Below are 15,299 nucleotides of genomic sequence, written 5' to 3'. Positions count from 1 at the left end.
AACACTTTTTGATAGAGATAATGATTAAATTTGAGTCAATTTAGTAATAACCAATAAAAAAACGATATAATTATGTCTTTTGAATTACCAAAATTACCGTATGCACACGATGCATTAGAGCCTAATATTGACGCTCAAACTATGGAAATACACCACGGAAAACACCATCAAGGTTACACCAACAATCTAAATGCTGCGATTGAAGGTACAGATATGGAAGGAAAGTCTATTGAAGATATCTTAAAGAATTTAGATATGAACAACAAAGCTGTTCGTAACAACGGCGGTGGGTTTTACAACCATAGTCTTTTCTGGAAAGTAATGTCTCCAAATGGAGGTGGTAAGCCTTCAGGTGACTTGGCTAAAGCTATTGATGATGCTTTTGGAAGTTTTGATGCTTTTAAAGAGAAGTTTTCTGATGCAGCTAAAACTCAATTCGGTTCTGGATGGGCTTGGCTATGTGTACATAAAGGTGGAAAAGTAGAAGTTTGCTCAACTCCAAACCAAGATAATCCATTAATGCCAAATACTGGATGTGGTGGAACTCCAATCTTAGGATTAGATGTTTGGGAGCACGCTTATTATTTAAAGTACCAAAACAAGCGTCCTGATTATGTAGGAGCATTTTGGAACGTAGTAAACTGGGACGAAGTTTCAGCTAATTATTCAAATAACAAATAATAGCAAGTTTTTAAAAAACGACTATAAATAAGAAATCCGCAATCAATTTGATTGCGGATTTTTTTATGGTGCTAAGTTTTAAAATCTTAAATGGGTTCGTAATTAATAAGCACGACCTAAATTCCCTTCATAGAAATTTATGTAGGCGCGATTTACCACTCTATTTCCTCCTGCTGTAGGATAATCACCAGTAAAATACCAATCTCCTAAGTTTTTAGGACATGCTTTGTGCAAGTTGTCTACGCTTTGGAAGATTAATTTAACCGGAGATTTAATAGTTTCTGAACTAATTATTTCAGCAATTTTATCTGAAATTTCTTCATCGGTAAATGGTTCGTATAGTTTCTTTACTTGGTTTACTACCTCTGCATCTTTTAGCGTTGACTGTTCAATACATTTGCTGTAAACTTCTTCAACTACCGAATAGGTGCCGCGTTCTTTGTGTAGCGCTAAAGCTGCTTGGAATGCTACTAAGTCTTCAAGTCTCGCCATGTCTATTCCGTAGCAGTCTGGGTAACGTATTTGTGGCGCCGATGAAACTACTACAATTTGTTTTGGATGCAGCCTATCAAGCATTGTTAAAATACTTTTTTTCAAGGTTGTACCACGTACAATACTATCGTCGATTATCACTAGATTATCTTCTGGTTTCACAACTCCATAAGTAACATCGTAAACGTGAGCAACTAAATCATCTCGACTGCTATCGTCAGTAATGAAAGTTCGAAGTTTAACATCTTTAATTGCGATTTTTTCAGTTCTTACTTTATGTGCTTGTATCTGCTGAAGTCTTTCTGCGGTAAGATTGTCTTTTTCACGAAGAATTACTTCGTTCTTCTGTTTGTTTAATTCATCTTGTGCCGCATCCAGCATTCCGTAGAATGAAGTTTCGGCAGTGTTCGGAATAAATGAAAATACTGAATTTTCTGTATCGTGGTTGATGGCTTCTAACACCTTGGGCATCACTAGTTTTCCTAGCATTTTGCGCTCTTGGTATATTTCTGCATCACTTCCACGTGAAAAGTATATACGTTCAAATGAGCAAGATTTTCTTTCTAATGGAGCAAGAATTTCTGGAGTACTTAACTTCCCGTTTTTCTTGATAATTAAAGCGTGACCTGGTTCAAGCTCTTTAACTGATTCAAAAGGAACGTTGAAAGTAGTTTGAATAGCTGGTCTTTCTGAAGCTACTACAATAACCTCATCATCTTGATAGTAATACGCTGGTCGTATTCCTGCCGGATCTCTTAATACAAAGGCATCTCCGTGGCCTAATAATCCGGCCATTGCATAACCACCATCCCAATTGGATGCCGATTTACGAAGGATTTTGGCAACCTTTAAATTTTCTGCAATATAAGGGGAAGCTTGCTGCTTGTTAAAACCTTTTGTTTTAGCTTTTTTATAAAGCTTGCTTACCTCACTGTCAAGAAAATGTCCAATACGTTCCATAACAGTAACTGTATCAGCTTTTTCTTTTGGATGCATTCCTAACTTAATAAGATTGTCAAAAAGATCGTTTGTATTGGTCATATTGAAATTCCCCGCAATAATAAGGTTGCGATGCATCCAATTATTCTGACGAAGAAAAGGGTGAACGTTTTCAATACTATTTAAACCGAAAGTTCCATAACGAACGTGACCTAAAAACAATTCGCCTATATAAGGAATGTGTTTCTTTTGTTCTTCAACACTATTTTTTAATTCAGGATTATTTTTGAATTCTAAATTTATTCGTTCGTTAATTTGCGAAAAAATATCCTGAATAGGTTGTGCTTGATTAGAACGCACTCTGCTAATATAGCGTTCTCCTGGTGATACATCTAACTTAATACTTGCAAAACCAGCACCATCTTGACCTCGATTGTGCTGTTTTTCCATCATAAGATACATTTTGTTTACCCCGTAAAAGGCAGTGCCGTATTTTTCCTTGTAATATTCTAAAGGTTTTAGCAATCTTACCATTGCTATTCCGCATTCGTGTTTTAAGGCGTCGCTCATTTTTTGAAGATACTCGTTAAAGGTTAAGAGTTTTTAAGTTGTGTTATTTTAAATATTTAAAGTATAAAAAACGCCCTGAAATTTCAGGGCGGGTATTTATGTTAGTTTTATATCAAACTGCGTTAGGCTTTTAAATTGTTGGATTCGTTCGTAAACTTCTTTATTGGATAAATTCAATAATCTTTCTGGTCCAAACTTTTCTACACAAAATGAAGCTAATGCTGAGCCATTAATAATAGCATTTTTCATATTTGTATAGCTATAATCACCTGTTTTTGCTAAATATCCTGTAAACCCTCCTGCAAATGTATCACCAGCTCCAGTTGGGTCAAATACTTCTCGCAATGGCATAGCGGGTGCAAAGAAAACATCGTCATCACCAAATAATAATGCGCCGTGTTCGCCTTTTTTAATTACTACGTAATCAGGCCCCATTTCCATAATCTTGTGAGCTGCCTTTACTAGCGAATATTCTCCTGAAAGCTGTCTTGCCTCTTCATCATTAATTGTAATTACATCAACCTTAGCAATTACTTTCATCAAATCTTCTAGTGCACTGTCCATCCAGAAGTTCATTGTGTCTAACACTATCAATTTAGGGTCGTTCATTTGTTCAATAACACCTAATTGGACGAGAGGATGAAGATTTCCTAACATAACTACTTCAGCATCTATATAATCTTGCGGAACTTTAGGTTCAAAATCAGCTAAAACGTTAAGATCTGTAATTAATGTATCGCGAGTGTTCATATCGTTGTGATATTTTCCACTCCAAAAGAACGTTTTTCCTTCCTTAACAATTTCAAGTCCAGAAAGGTTCATTCCTTTATCTTTCAGCATTTCTAAGTTTTCTTCAGGAAAATCACCTCCCACTATAGAAACGATAGCGCCATCAGTTTTAAACTGCGAAGCTGCTAATCCAATATAAGTGGCAGCGCCTCCGAGAATTTTTCCGGTTTTCCCAAAAGGAGTTTCAATGGCGTCAAAGGCAACAGTACCTACAATTACAAGTTTACTCATAGTTTTATGCTGAACAGTTTAAGTTTATTTAATCATTTCTTAACCTGAAAACCATAACTTGAAGGCTTCAAATTAAGAAGGTGCAAATTTAGTAATAAAATGCTGTATTATACACGTTTTTGAAATCAAACATATTCACAAGATAACTTCAGGTTTTAATATCTTTGAGATAACCCATAATAAAGTTGTGCTATTTTTAAATTTCCTAGTAGACTGATAACGAGATTGAACAATGATTAACAAACGACTTCTTATTAAAAACTTACTCGCCCATAATGATGAGAGTAGTTTCTATGATAAGAAACGAAAAATTGATCTTAATAGTAAAGAAGGAAAAGCAAAATTCTTGAAACACATCTGTGCTTTAAGCAATAGTAATCCTGCAAATAATTCATTTATCGTTATAGGTGTAGAGGATGAAACTAACGAAATTAGAGGTGTAGACTTTTTCGATGATAGTAAAATTCAAAATCTTGTAAATGCTTATCTCACCAACCCTCCATTAATTATTTACGAAAACGTTGCTTTCCCAAGTTTAACCGATAAAGTTGTTGGCTTGGTTACCATCAGACCTCACGGAAAAATCACTTCGCTGCGAAAAAATATATGGAAGTATTGGGGTGGAAGCATATTTATGCGTGATGGCAGTATTTCAATGCCAAAAGATTTCGAAATTGAGATTAAAGATGTGAACTCTGAAATCGTGAAATCTATAGAAAATGCAGCTAAAAATAATATTAAATTAACGCTAGATGGTGTTATCGATTTTATTAATAATAGACACAAAGACTTAGAAAGTCACTACAAAGTATTTAAAGAACAATTTGTAGTTTGCTGGGCAGGGACACCAAAAAAACTAAAAGATAAAACCTACTATTCTAGAGTAGATATTGAATTAATCAACGAACAAGTACGACTTTTTTATTCTGCCTTAGATGAAATAAGCATCGACTTTACTGAGGATTATTTTAAGATTGTTGAATATGTACATTTAGGTTTGAATGAACAGTTCAAATATTATCCTTTAGAAGAAGTTACCATTCATTTTTACGAAAATGGATCGTATAATATTGATACAAAGTTAATTTTTGAACCACCTCAATTTAATAAGAAAACACTTTATCATATTTTTAATGCAAACAATGCGGTATTGGAAAAAATAAAACATAATATTCCGCTAAACAATTCAGAGAAAAAAGATTTGTCTCTCCTTCCTTCAACATATCTTATATGCTATTTAAACAATTTTGAAGATGCCAGACATAAATTACAAGACGCCAAGGAGGTTTTAAGAGATTATGATGTAAAAGCTTATCAGCTTTCTAAAGAATCGTTGCGAATTTTAAGGAAGGTAAGTTATAATTAAAAACATCTTACGCCTAATTTTTATATCTTTAAACCACATTAATAAATTTTAATCCTATGGGCATATTCGATACTATCAAAGAAAAATTAAGCAATGAATTTATTGACATCATTGAGTGGTTGGATTATACAGATGATACTATATGTCATAGGTTTGAACGCTACCAAAATGAAATAAAAAACAACGCTAAACTCATCGTTCGAGAAGGGCAGACAGCTGTTTTCATCAATGAAGGACAACTTGCAGATGTTTTTAAACCTGGAACATATACCTTAAACACTCAAAACCTACCGATTTTAACTACTTTAAAGGGATGGAAATACGGTTTCGACAGTCCGTTTAAGGCTGAAGTTTACTTCGTAAATACACATCTTTTTACCGATGAAAAATGGGGAACTAAAAACCCGATTACACTAAGTGACGAGCGTTTTGGTTTGGTTGAAATTCGCGCTTTCGGAACTTATGCCTTCAAAATTAACGATCCTGGGAAATTTATAATTGATATTGTGGGAACAGATAATAATTTCACCAATTTTGAAATTAACGAGCACCTTAAAAGCTTAATCGCTACAAGATTTACAGATACTGTTGGGAAGGCTAATCTTCCTATTGAACTTTACGCTGCAAATACTACCGAGCTATCTGAAACTTGTAAAGAGGTTATGAAGCCCGAATTTAATAGTGTAGGTATTGCTTTAGAAAAATTCTACATCGAGAATGTTTCTATGCCGGAAGATTTGAAAAAGGAAATTTTTGAGTACAGCCGTATCGATAAATTAGATCTTGATAAATTAACCAAATTTAAAACTGCAAAAGCTATTGAAGCTGCTGCTACAAACGAAGGTGGAACAGCTGGCGCTGGTATGGGAATGGGAATGGGCTTTGTACTTGCACAACAAATGGGTGGAATGATGAACCCACAAATGGGACAACAGCAAGTTCAGCAACAGCAAGGTGGAGTAATGCCACCGCCTATGCCTACAGCGGTTCAATATTTCTATGCTTTAAATGGTGCACAGGCTGGCCCTGTTAGTATAGAGCAACTAAAGGGCTTGTTTGCTAATAGAACAATAAATAAAGACACTTTAATTTGGAAAGCAGGTTTGTCTGAATGGACAAAACTTCAAGAAGTGGAAGAGCTGAAATCCTTCTTAGGTGGAAATACACCCCCGCCTTTACCACCCCAATAGGCTTCGATAATTTTTTAAAAATGTTGCTTTATAACTTTTTAAAAATGGTTCCGAACCACAGCGTAATTTATGGAAGAATTTTCACCTAAAAAATCTGAACTTAAAAAGTCCTGTGTCAATTGTGGTGCAGAACTCATTTATGCACCTGGTACAACAGAGCTTAAATGTGAGTACTGCGGTTATACAGAAGAAATCGAACCTTCACAAAGTGAAATTCAAGAGTTAGAGCTTAAATCTTATTTAGAAAAGATGGGCTCTTTGAGTCACAGTGAAGAAATTTCTATGCTTCATTGTAAGAACTGTGGGGCAAATCAACACATTGAAGAAAATTACAAATCTCTTGCCTGTGTATATTGTGGTTCACCCTTAATTATAGAAGATGCTTATACTGAAGAATGGATATTGCCGGGAGCAGTTCTGCCATTTCAAATAAATCAACAAAAAGCGCATCAAATTTTTAAAAACTGGGTAAACTCACTCTGGTTTGCGCCGAATAATCTTAAAAAAGCAACAATAGACCCGCAAAATACTAAAGGTTTATATGCTCCATTTTGGACATTCGATGCACAACTTTATGCAAATTATTCAGGGCAAAGAGGCGAATATTATTACGTGAGTAAAACTGTAGGAAGCGGTAAAAACAAACGTAAAGTTCAAGAAAGAAGAACGCGATGGTATCCTGCTTCTGGAAGCGTTTCAGGCTTTGTAGATGACACATTAATAAAAGCTTCAAATCAAAAGAATGGAGTGATCCCAGCTAAAATAGCACGATGGAATTTACAGCTTTTAAAACCTTTTGACAGTAGTTACTTATCAGGATTTATAACTGAAAAATATACTATTCCTTTGTTAGAGGGACATAAAGCGAGTAATGAAGTTGCTGAAAGTATAGCTCTAACATGGGCGAAAAGAGATATAGGAGGGGATACTCAGCGAGTTTCATCAATTGATGTAAAGCTAAGTGATGAAACCTTTAAACATATTTTATTGCCAGTTTATATCAGCACTTATAGATTCAAAGGGAAGCGATATAATTTTTATGTAAACGGACAAAGTGGAATTATATCTGGAGACCGCCCATATTCATTCTGGAAAATATTCTTCTTGGTATTATTTTTAATTTTTGTAATAGCAATTATTATTTTATTTTCATCCTAATGAGAACAGTTGTAATAGGAGATATTCACGGAGGTTTAAAAGCTTTAAAACAATTGATTGAAAAGGCAAACCTTCCAAAAGACACACAATATATATTTCTGGGTGATTATGTAGATGGTTGGAGTGAATCGGCAGAAGCTATTGCGTACTTAATAAATTTTTCTCAAGAAAATAAATGTATCCTTTTAAGAGGAAACCACGATGAACTGCTATATAACTACTTGAAAACAGGTGAAAAAAATTCAATGTGGCTAAATCAGGGTGGTGAAAGTACTGTAAAAAGCTATTCAGGTTTATCAAAAACTGAAAAAGGAATTCACATTCGTTTTCTTGAAAACCTCACTAATTATCATATCGATTCAGAAAACCGCCTTTTTCTCCATGCAGGATTTATGAATTTACACGGTCCTCAACACGAATATCATCCACATTTGGTGTATTGGGATAGAACTTTATGGGAAATGGCTTGTTCGTTAGATACTAGAATTTCAATGGACGACGATAGATATCCTAAGCGTTTAAAACTCTTTAAAGAAATATATATAGGCCATACACCTGTAACTCGAGTGGGTTTTGATGTCCCAGCTAATTTCGCAAATGTTTGGAATATCGATACTGGAGCTGCTTTTAAAGGAAAGTTGTCTATGCTTGATATAGATTCTAAGGAAATTTGGCAAAGCCAAGCTGTTCATTCTCTGTATCCTAAAGAATCAGGAAGGAATTAGCACTTCTTTATTACAAAATACATTTTACAGTTCTTATATTTGTATAAGTAGTTTCCCCAAAATAAATATCATGGCACTCAAAAATATACGTCTCGAAGTAATGCAAACCATAGAAAAAGAAGTTGATAATTATATCGATCAATTTCTTATTCCTGTTGAAAAAATTTGGCAACCAACCGATCTTTTGCCAGATTTCCAGAAAGAGGATTATATGGATGAAGTAACTCAGATTCGTGAAGAAGCAAAAGAACTCGGATACGATTTTTGGATCGTATTAGTAGGTGATATGGTAACAGAAGAAGCATTGCCAACTTATGAAAGTTGGTTAATGGATATGGAGGGAGTTGATCAGCACGGTCGTAATGGATGGAGTAAATGGATTCGTCACTGGACCGGTGAAGAAAATCGACACGGAGATACATTAAATAAGTATTTGTATTTATCTGGAAGGGTAAATATGAGAGAAGTGGAGATAACAACACAGCATTTAATTAATGATGGTTTTGAAGTTGGTACTGGTCGAGATCCTTATAGAAACTTTATTTATACAAGCTTTCAGGAGTTAGCAACCAATATTTCGCACAGCCGAGTGGGAAAAATCGCTAAGAAAAAAGGAAACAAATCACTAGCAAAAATGTGTACTCTCATTGCCGGAGATGAAATGCGTCATCATTTAGCGTATCGTCAATTCGTAAAAACTATTTTTGAATACGATGCTAGTGAAATGATGTTGGCATTTGCAGACATGATGCAGAAAAAAATTATAATGCCAGCCCAAAACCTCCGACAAAGTGGTGGAAAAATGGCTTCAGCTTTTGATGATTTTAGTAATGCTGCACAGCGATTAGGTGTTTATACAACTTATGATTATATCGATATTCTTGAAAGATTAAATTCTCACTGGGAAATTTCTAAAATTTCAGGACTTACAGATGAAGCTGAAAAAGCTCGTGATTACCTTATAAAATTACCTTCAAGAATGCTTCGAATTGCAGATCGAATTAAAATACCAGAAGACGCAAACCGTTTCAAATGGGTTGAGCCTAACGGAATTATATAATTACTACTGATTTTAGAGCATTAAAAAACCCCAAAGATTAATTAATCTTTGGGGTTTCTTTTATTTAATAAGACAAATGAATCTTCAGTTTGTCAAATTTTAAATATTACAAATCAAATTTAATACCCTGAGCTAATGGAAGCTCAGTTGTATAGTTGATTGTATTTGTTTGTCTGCGCATGTAGATTTTCCAAGCGTCACTTCCACTTTCGCGTCCGCCACCTGTTTCTTTTTCACCACCAAACGCACCACCAATCTCAGCACCTGACGTACCAATATTTACGTTTGCAATACCACAGTCTGATCCTTGAACAGATAAGAAGCGTTCAGCTTCACGTAAGTTATTAGTCATTATAGCAGATGAAAGTCCTTGCACAACTCCATTTTGAAGTTCGATAGCATTTTCAACATCACCACTATACTTCATCATGTATAATACAGGTCCGAATGTTTCGTGTTGAACGATTTCGAAGTCGTTTTCTGCTTCAGCAATAGCTGGTTTTACATAGCATCCACTTTCGTATCCTTCACCTTCTAGAACGCCACCTTCAACGATAATTTTTCCGCCTTCTTCTACAACTTTTTCTAAAGCGTGTTGGTAATTCTTAACAGCATCTTTGTCGATAAGCGGTCCAACGTGATTTTTTTCATCTAGTGGGTTACCAATACGAAGTTGCTTATAAGCAGCAACAACAGCATCTTTTACTTTATCGTAAATACTTTCGTGAATAATTAATCTTCTTGTTGAAGTACAACGTTGTCCAGCAGTTCCAACAGCACCAAATACAGCACCAATTACAGTCATTTTAATATCTGCATCTGGAGTAACAATAATTGCGTTGTTTCCACCAAGTTCAAGAAGTGATTTTCCTAAACGTGCGGCAACAGCTTGAGCAACTATTTTACCCATTCTAATAGAACCTGTAGCAGAAATTAAAGGAATACGCTTATCGTTAGTCATTAATTCACCAACTTTATAATCACCGTTGATTAAACAAGAAATACCTTCTGGCAAATTGTTATCTGCAAATACCTTAGCAGCAATTTTTTGACAAGCAACACCAGTTAAAGGTGTTTTTTCTGATGGTTTCCAAACACAAACATCCCCACAAACCCAAGCTAATGCTGTATTCCAAGCCCAAACTGCCACTGGGAAATTAAATGCAGAAATAATTCCTACAACTCCAAGTGGGTGGTATTGTTCGTACATTCTGTGTCCTGGACGTTCACTGTGCATTGTTAATCCGTGAAGTTGACGAGATAAACCAACTGCGAAATCACAGATATCAATCATTTCTTGTACCTCACCTAAACCTTCTTGGTAACTTTTTCCCATTTCATAAGAAACTAGCTTCCCTAGAGGTTCTTTCAATCTTCTTAATTCTTCACCAAATTGACGTACAATTTCTCCTCTTTGTGGTGCTGGCTTTACTCTCCATTCTTTAAAAGCTGAAGCAGCAGTTTCTATTACCTTTTCATAGTCTCCTTTTGAAGATGTGGATACTTTTGCAATTACCTTTCCATCAACTGGTGAGTATGAGGTGATTTCTTCACCTTCAGAAAACCATTTACTACCTGTAGAGGTACCAAGGTTTGTGTCTTTAATTCCTAATTGTTCCAATGCTTCTTCAATTCCGAAGCTAGTGGTTGTTGCTTGCATATATTTTTTATTTTTAATCTAAAATTTTACGAAGTGCAAAGGTACACAATGCACCGTAGAATGTAAAACGAAAGTGTATGTGATTGATAAATAAGATGTTAATCTTGTGTGAAACGAGAATCGACTTCCATTACAGTACCGCATTTATCGCAAGTGCGTAAATCTTCGTCGTTGTAGAAGAGGTTAAAATGTTTTAAAAAATCAGTTTCGATATTATTCAATGGAAAATAAACTTCGTGTAACTTATTGTTACAGTTATCACAGAACCACAGCAAACCATCCTTTCCTTTAAGATCGACGCGTTTTCTTTCAATAACTAGTCCAATTGACCTTTCGCTTCTACTGGGAGAGTGAGGCACTTTTGCAGGATGAAGATACATGTCTCCTGGCCCTAGGTCCATTATTTTTTTCTCTCCATCTTCCTGAATTGCAACCTGAATATTTCCTTCTAACTGATAAAATAGTTCTTCGGTTTCATTGTAATGATAATCCTTACGAGCATTAGGTCCAGCAACAATCATGACGATATAGTCATCCGACTCTACGTATAAATTTTTATTGCCAACAGGAGGTTTTAGCAACTCTCGATTTTCTTCTACCCACTTATTTAAATTAAACGGTTTCTTGATTGCCATAACCTAACTTTTTGTGTTAAATAGTAAAAGTACGGCAATTTGAGGGAATAGAAAAGGGATGTAGAATTACTTTTTATAAAAGATTTGTGTAAAGTAATTACGATCATTCTCACTTTTTAATACTCCAAATCCAGTATGAGTAAAATCACCTTCAATTATTACTTTATGACTTGTACTATTTAACCAAGCATTTACAACTTCTTCTGCAGTATCATAGCCATATCCAACTATTTCATTAACGGTTTGAGCCTTTTGATAAAATTTTATAGCTTCTGAACGATATCCAAAATTATCGTGATTTAATTCGTTTATATCAATCATGTACAACGAGTGGTCTACAGCCAGGGCAGATGAGTATTGATTGTCTAGCTGCAGTGTGTTTAATCCTAAAGAGTCTCGATGAATGTTAATAATCTCTAAGATGCGAGAGGACAACTCCCTGTTATTCATTTTAACAAGTTCTAAGTCTATTTCGTATTTTACTTGTTGATGATTTATTGAATTGTCTTTTGAGCAGGAAATTAAAACAAGGCATAGAAATGCCATGAGGAGGCTTTGTTTTATTCTAATCATTATTGTGGGGATATAAGATTTTGTTCAAAAGTAAAAATATATTTGAATCTACAAGAGTGTTTTTGAAAAATAATTTGCAAAATGATAATTTTGATGAGAATACTGTCGTTAAATTAAAGATAAATTAGTATTATTATCATAAATATTGTCTGAAATAATAAACTCCATATCATGAATAAAGTTTTATTACCTCTCCTGTGTTTTTTATTATTATTAAGCTGTAAAAACCCTAATAAACACAATGCTGAAGATTTTAAAGTTGATGAAATTGCAGGTAGTAAAGAGGATGTTTTTGGGATTGTAATTCATGGTGGCGCTGGAACTATTCTTAAAGAGAATATGAGTGATTCGTTAGAAGCGGCTTATAAAGAGAAGCTAAAGGAAGCAATTTCTATCGGACATGAAATCCTTAAAAATGGGGGTACTTCTTTGGAGGCTGTTGCAAAAACTATTAACGTATTGGAAGACTCCCCACTTTTCAATGCAGGAAAAGGATCTGTTTTTACTCATGATGCAACAAACGAGCTCGACGCTTCTATAATGGACGGTGCAACTCTAAAGGCAGGTGCGGTAGCGGGAGTAAAACACATAAAGAACCCAATAGATTTAGCGAAAGATGTAATGCAAAAAAGCGAACACGTTATGCTATATGGCGCAGGTGCTGAAGAATTTGCTCAATCTTTAGGTTATAAAATGATGGATACAACTTATTTCTATACAAAAAGTAGATACGAATCGTTACAAAGGATTTTAGAAAAAGAAAAAACTATAAACACTGAAAAAATTTCCTTTCAAGATCCCTACATAAAGAATTCAAAATTTGGTACTGTTGGTTGTGCAGCACTAGACAAACACGGAAATCTCGCTTCGGGGACATCTACGGGAGGAATGACAAACAAGCGCTGGAATCGAATTGGTGACGCCCCAATAATTGGAGCGGGAACGTATGCCAATAATTCAACATGTGCTGTTTCTTCAACTGGATGGGGTGAATTCTTTATTCGGTCGGTAGTTGCTTATGATATTTCTGCTTTGATGGAATATAAAGGAATGAGTTTACAAGATGCTGCAAAAGAGGTTATTCATAAAAAAGTGCCTGCGCTTGGAGGAGATGGTGGCATTGTTGCAATTGATAAAGACGGAAATGTAGCAATGGAGTTCAACACCGCAGGAATGTACCGGGCATCAATGAATGCTGAAGGAGAATTGGAAATTGGGATTTATAAAGAGGAATAAATGGAGCCCTATTACATAATAATATTTACATCAATCCAAACTGAAAACAACAAAAGTTACTCTGAAATGGCCGAATTAATGGATATATTGGCAAAAAAATAACCAGGATTTTTGGGCATGGAAAGCAAACATAGATCATTTGGTTGCGCAGAAAAAAGGAAAGGAAAAATGGTTTACATATTGTAAAGTTAGGATTTGTAAAGTTGAGAGGGAGTATGAGTTTTTAAAAAATAAAATGTAGATGCCTAACAATTAACGCAACCTTTTTTTATTTTCTCTATCTATATAGTATTACTACTAAATTTCCTAAAAAAGCGAACCATAGATAAAACTACATCTAATCCTTAAAATAATAAATAGATGTGGGTAAAAAACTTACTTCCAGTAACCTTTCTTAGTGCAATACTTTTTTCAATTTTATTCTACAACCAAGATTTGGGTCTTAACCTAATAATCTTTGAAACCTCGTTTATTATCTTTTGGATTTTCACTAAACAGTTTAACTTTTCAAATCAAGTTCAAGTTATTACTACCGTAGGATTCTTATTAACTTCTGTATTTACAGTGCTTACGCATTCAGTTTTATCATATGTAATCCATTTCATAGCTGCATTTATTTTCGTGGGAGTTCTAAATTATCCGTATGCAAAATCAATTATAACTGTTGCCTTAATTTCTATAAAATCAATATTTCAGGCTCAAAATGAATTTTTAAACAGTGTAACAAAATCAAAAGTAAAAGGGAAGAGTATTGGAAAAATAATATGGAAGTTTAGAATTTTCATAATACCTGCAGCGGTTATTTTTGTTTTTGTGTCAATTTACAAAGCTTCAAATCCAATTTTTGATGAGTTGACAATTAATCTGGCTGTAAAATTTCAAAGTGTATTCAACTTTATTTTTAAGGATATTGAATTTCTATTTATAATAACACTTTTGTTAGGCTTGTTAATTAGCAATATTCTCTATTTCAGAACGAAAAACTTTTCAATAAAAAAGGCAGATACTAACGCTAGCGATATTTTAATTAGAAAGAAACAAAAAGGACAAAGAAACTTTAAAACATTAAGTTTAAAAAATGAATTAAAGGCGGCTTTGTTCCTGCTTTTCATCCTCAACTTGATTTTATTAATATTGAATATTGCTGATGTCTATTTGGTTTGGTTCAATTTTGAGTGGGATGGACAAACCTTAAAACAATTTGTACACGAGGGAACTTATCTTCTAATTTTCTCTATTTTAATATCAATTGCGATAATACTTTACTTTTTTAGAGGAAACATGAATTTTTATGCCAAGAATAGAGTCTTAAAAAATCTAAGCTATTTATGGTTGTTCCAAAATGTCATTTTAGCAATCTCAGTAGGTGTTCGCAACTATTGGTACATAGAACATTTCTCATTAGCCTATAAAAGAATAGGTGTAGCAATATTCTTGATTTTAACTTTGTACGGATTATATTCAGTTTTTATTAAAATAAGAAATGTAAAATCTGGGTTTTATCTTTTTCGTACAAATGCCATGGCATTGTATATTCTTTTGGTGATAAGTAGTATGGTTAATTGGGATGGTTTAATTGCCAAATATAATTTTGCTCACGCCGATACAGCTTTTCTACATTTTGATTATTTGGTAGATTTATCTGATAAATCCTTACCCTATTTAGACAAACCTATTTCAGAATTAACTAAAATTGAAAACATACAATCTAAAATATTTCCTTACGATGCAGATTTTATGAATGCCGAAGAATATCATAAACGAATCGAATCAAAGAAAAGAATATTTAAACAGGATTGGGAATCTAAAAGCTTTTTGTCCTGGAATTTTCCTGAATATGTAGCCTACAATAAATTGTTTAAAAAATAAATGGGAAAACTAACCTGCGACTTCTTGTTAATTCCCTCCCAAATGTTAAACTCCCAAATACGATTTCAAATCAGTTTTACGTTTCAAATTTAACCTCCCATCCAAAAAACATATTTCATATTTTT

The 15,299-nt window shown here is 34.1% G+C and carries 13 protein-coding genes; 8 read left to right on the top strand and 5 right to left on the bottom strand.

The features are described 5' to 3' along the window. Window positions 1-72: 72 nt before the first annotated feature. Entirely contained in the window at window positions 73-681 is a 609-nt protein-coding gene (locus tag K8344_RS01410; protein WP_237606490.1) for a superoxide dismutase, read from the top strand. A 102-nt stretch (window positions 682-783) separates the two neighbouring features. Here K8344_RS01410 and K8344_RS01405 read toward each other — a convergent pair whose 3' ends face one another. Together K8344_RS01405 and K8344_RS01400 are read right to left on the bottom strand one after the other, a co-directional pair. After that, a complete protein-coding gene (locus tag K8344_RS01405) occupies window positions 784-2,682 on the bottom strand; it encodes an amidophosphoribosyltransferase (protein WP_237606489.1) in 1,899 nt (632 codons plus the stop codon). Window positions 2,683-2,778: 96 nt separating this feature from the next. Next, the gene (locus K8344_RS01400) at window positions 2,779-3,702 is read right to left on the bottom strand and encodes a PfkB family carbohydrate kinase (protein ID WP_237606488.1); all 924 of its coding nucleotides are present in this window, start codon (window positions 3,700-3,702) and stop codon (window positions 2,779-2,781) included. A 232-nt stretch (window positions 3,703-3,934) separates the two neighbouring features. Between K8344_RS01400 and K8344_RS01395 the strand changes: the two genes are divergently transcribed. The 5 genes from K8344_RS01395 (at window position 3,935) to K8344_RS01375 (ending at window position 9,201) form a co-directional block, all read left to right on the top strand. Then, on the top strand, window positions 3,935-5,068 hold the full coding sequence (locus K8344_RS01395; protein ID WP_237606487.1) for an ATP-binding protein: 1,134 nt from the start codon (window positions 3,935-3,937) through the stop codon (window positions 5,066-5,068). A 56-nt stretch (window positions 5,069-5,124) separates the two neighbouring features. Continuing rightward, window positions 5,125-6,258 (top strand): SPFH domain-containing protein, encoded by a 1,134-nt coding sequence (locus tag K8344_RS01390; RefSeq protein ID WP_237606485.1) that lies wholly within the window; start codon window positions 5,125-5,127, stop codon window positions 6,256-6,258. Between the two features lie 69 nt (window positions 6,259-6,327). Next, the gene (locus tag K8344_RS01385) at window positions 6,328-7,416 is read left to right on the top strand and encodes a TFIIB-type zinc ribbon-containing protein (RefSeq protein WP_237606484.1); all 1,089 of its coding nucleotides are present in this window, start codon (window positions 6,328-6,330) and stop codon (window positions 7,414-7,416) included. Further along, complete coding sequence (locus K8344_RS01380; protein WP_139853993.1) at window positions 7,416-8,141, top strand: metallophosphoesterase family protein; 726 nt, start codon at window positions 7,416-7,418, stop codon at window positions 8,139-8,141. The genes K8344_RS01385 and K8344_RS01380 overlap by 1 nt, the downstream gene beginning before the upstream one ends. Before the next feature lie 70 nt (window positions 8,142-8,211). Further along, complete coding sequence (locus K8344_RS01375) at window positions 8,212-9,201, top strand: acyl-ACP desaturase (RefSeq protein WP_185099162.1); 990 nt, start codon at window positions 8,212-8,214, stop codon at window positions 9,199-9,201. Between the two features lie 106 nt (window positions 9,202-9,307). Here the strand turns inward: K8344_RS01375 and amaB are convergent, their stop codons facing one another. The 3 genes from amaB to K8344_RS01360 all read right to left on the bottom strand — a co-directional run bounded on the left by amaB (window position 9,308) and on the right by K8344_RS01360 (window position 12,042). Continuing rightward, on the bottom strand, window positions 9,308-10,861 hold the full coding sequence (gene amaB / locus K8344_RS01370; protein WP_139853991.1) for an L-piperidine-6-carboxylate dehydrogenase: 1,554 nt from the start codon (window positions 10,859-10,861) through the stop codon (window positions 9,308-9,310). Window positions 10,862-10,959: 98 nt separating this feature from the next. Continuing rightward, window positions 10,960-11,496, bottom strand: a complete 537-nt coding sequence (locus K8344_RS01365; protein WP_237606483.1) for a 3-hydroxyanthranilate 3,4-dioxygenase — start codon at window positions 11,494-11,496, stop codon at window positions 10,960-10,962. A gap of 66 nt (window positions 11,497-11,562) precedes the next feature. Then, a complete protein-coding gene (locus K8344_RS01360) occupies window positions 11,563-12,042 on the bottom strand; it encodes a CAP domain-containing protein (RefSeq protein ID WP_237606482.1) in 480 nt (159 codons plus the stop codon). Window positions 12,043-12,240: 198 nt separating this feature from the next. Between K8344_RS01360 and K8344_RS01355 the strand changes: the two genes are divergently transcribed. Together K8344_RS01355 and K8344_RS01345 are read left to right on the top strand one after the other, a co-directional pair. After that, window positions 12,241-13,305, top strand: a complete 1,065-nt coding sequence (locus K8344_RS01355; RefSeq protein WP_237606481.1) for an isoaspartyl peptidase/L-asparaginase family protein — start codon at window positions 12,241-12,243, stop codon at window positions 13,303-13,305. Between the two features lie 360 nt (window positions 13,306-13,665). Next, window positions 13,666-15,174: a DUF4153 domain-containing protein gene (locus tag K8344_RS01345; protein WP_237606480.1), complete on the top strand. Its 1,509-nt coding sequence runs from the start codon at window positions 13,666-13,668 to the stop codon at window positions 15,172-15,174. Window positions 15,175-15,299 lie beyond the last annotated feature (125 nt).

Origin of the sequence: Aequorivita xiaoshiensis, assembly GCF_022008395.1 — a bacterium.
GTDB lineage: Bacteria > Bacteroidota > Bacteroidia > Flavobacteriales > Flavobacteriaceae > Aequorivita > Aequorivita xiaoshiensis.
This window is presented reverse-complemented; position numbering and strand designations above follow the sequence as displayed.

What these genes read in the sequence shown, in the direction of transcription:
- K8344_RS01385 (WP_237606484.1), top strand. Translation starts at nt 6,328, where the DNA reads ATGGAAGAATTTTCACCTAAAAAATCTGAACTTAAAAAGTCCTGTGTC.
- K8344_RS01410 (WP_237606490.1), top strand. Translation starts at nt 73, where the DNA reads ATGTCTTTTGAATTACCAAAATTACCGTATGCACACGATGCATTAGAG.
- K8344_RS01345 (WP_237606480.1), top strand. Translation starts at nt 13,666, where the DNA reads ATGTGGGTAAAAAACTTACTTCCAGTAACCTTTCTTAGTGCAATACTT.
- K8344_RS01365 (WP_237606483.1), bottom strand. Translation starts at nt 11,496, where the DNA reads ATGGCAATCAAGAAACCGTTTAATTTAAATAAGTGGGTAGAAGAAAAT.
- K8344_RS01405 (WP_237606489.1), bottom strand. Translation starts at nt 2,682, where the DNA reads ATGAGCGACGCCTTAAAACACGAATGCGGAATAGCAATGGTAAGATTG.
- amaB (WP_139853991.1), bottom strand. Translation starts at nt 10,861, where the DNA reads ATGCAAGCAACAACCACTAGCTTCGGAATTGAAGAAGCATTGGAACAA.
- K8344_RS01375 (WP_185099162.1), top strand. Translation starts at nt 8,212, where the DNA reads ATGGCACTCAAAAATATACGTCTCGAAGTAATGCAAACCATAGAAAAA.
- K8344_RS01400 (WP_237606488.1), bottom strand. Translation starts at nt 3,702, where the DNA reads ATGAGTAAACTTGTAATTGTAGGTACTGTTGCCTTTGACGCCATTGAA.
- K8344_RS01355 (WP_237606481.1), top strand. Translation starts at nt 12,241, where the DNA reads ATGAATAAAGTTTTATTACCTCTCCTGTGTTTTTTATTATTATTAAGC.
- K8344_RS01380 (WP_139853993.1), top strand. Translation starts at nt 7,416, where the DNA reads ATGAGAACAGTTGTAATAGGAGATATTCACGGAGGTTTAAAAGCTTTA.
- K8344_RS01360 (WP_237606482.1), bottom strand. Translation starts at nt 12,042, where the DNA reads ATGGCATTTCTATGCCTTGTTTTAATTTCCTGCTCAAAAGACAATTCA.
- K8344_RS01395 (WP_237606487.1), top strand. Translation starts at nt 3,935, where the DNA reads ATGATTAACAAACGACTTCTTATTAAAAACTTACTCGCCCATAATGAT.
- K8344_RS01390 (WP_237606485.1), top strand. Translation starts at nt 5,125, where the DNA reads ATGGGCATATTCGATACTATCAAAGAAAAATTAAGCAATGAATTTATT.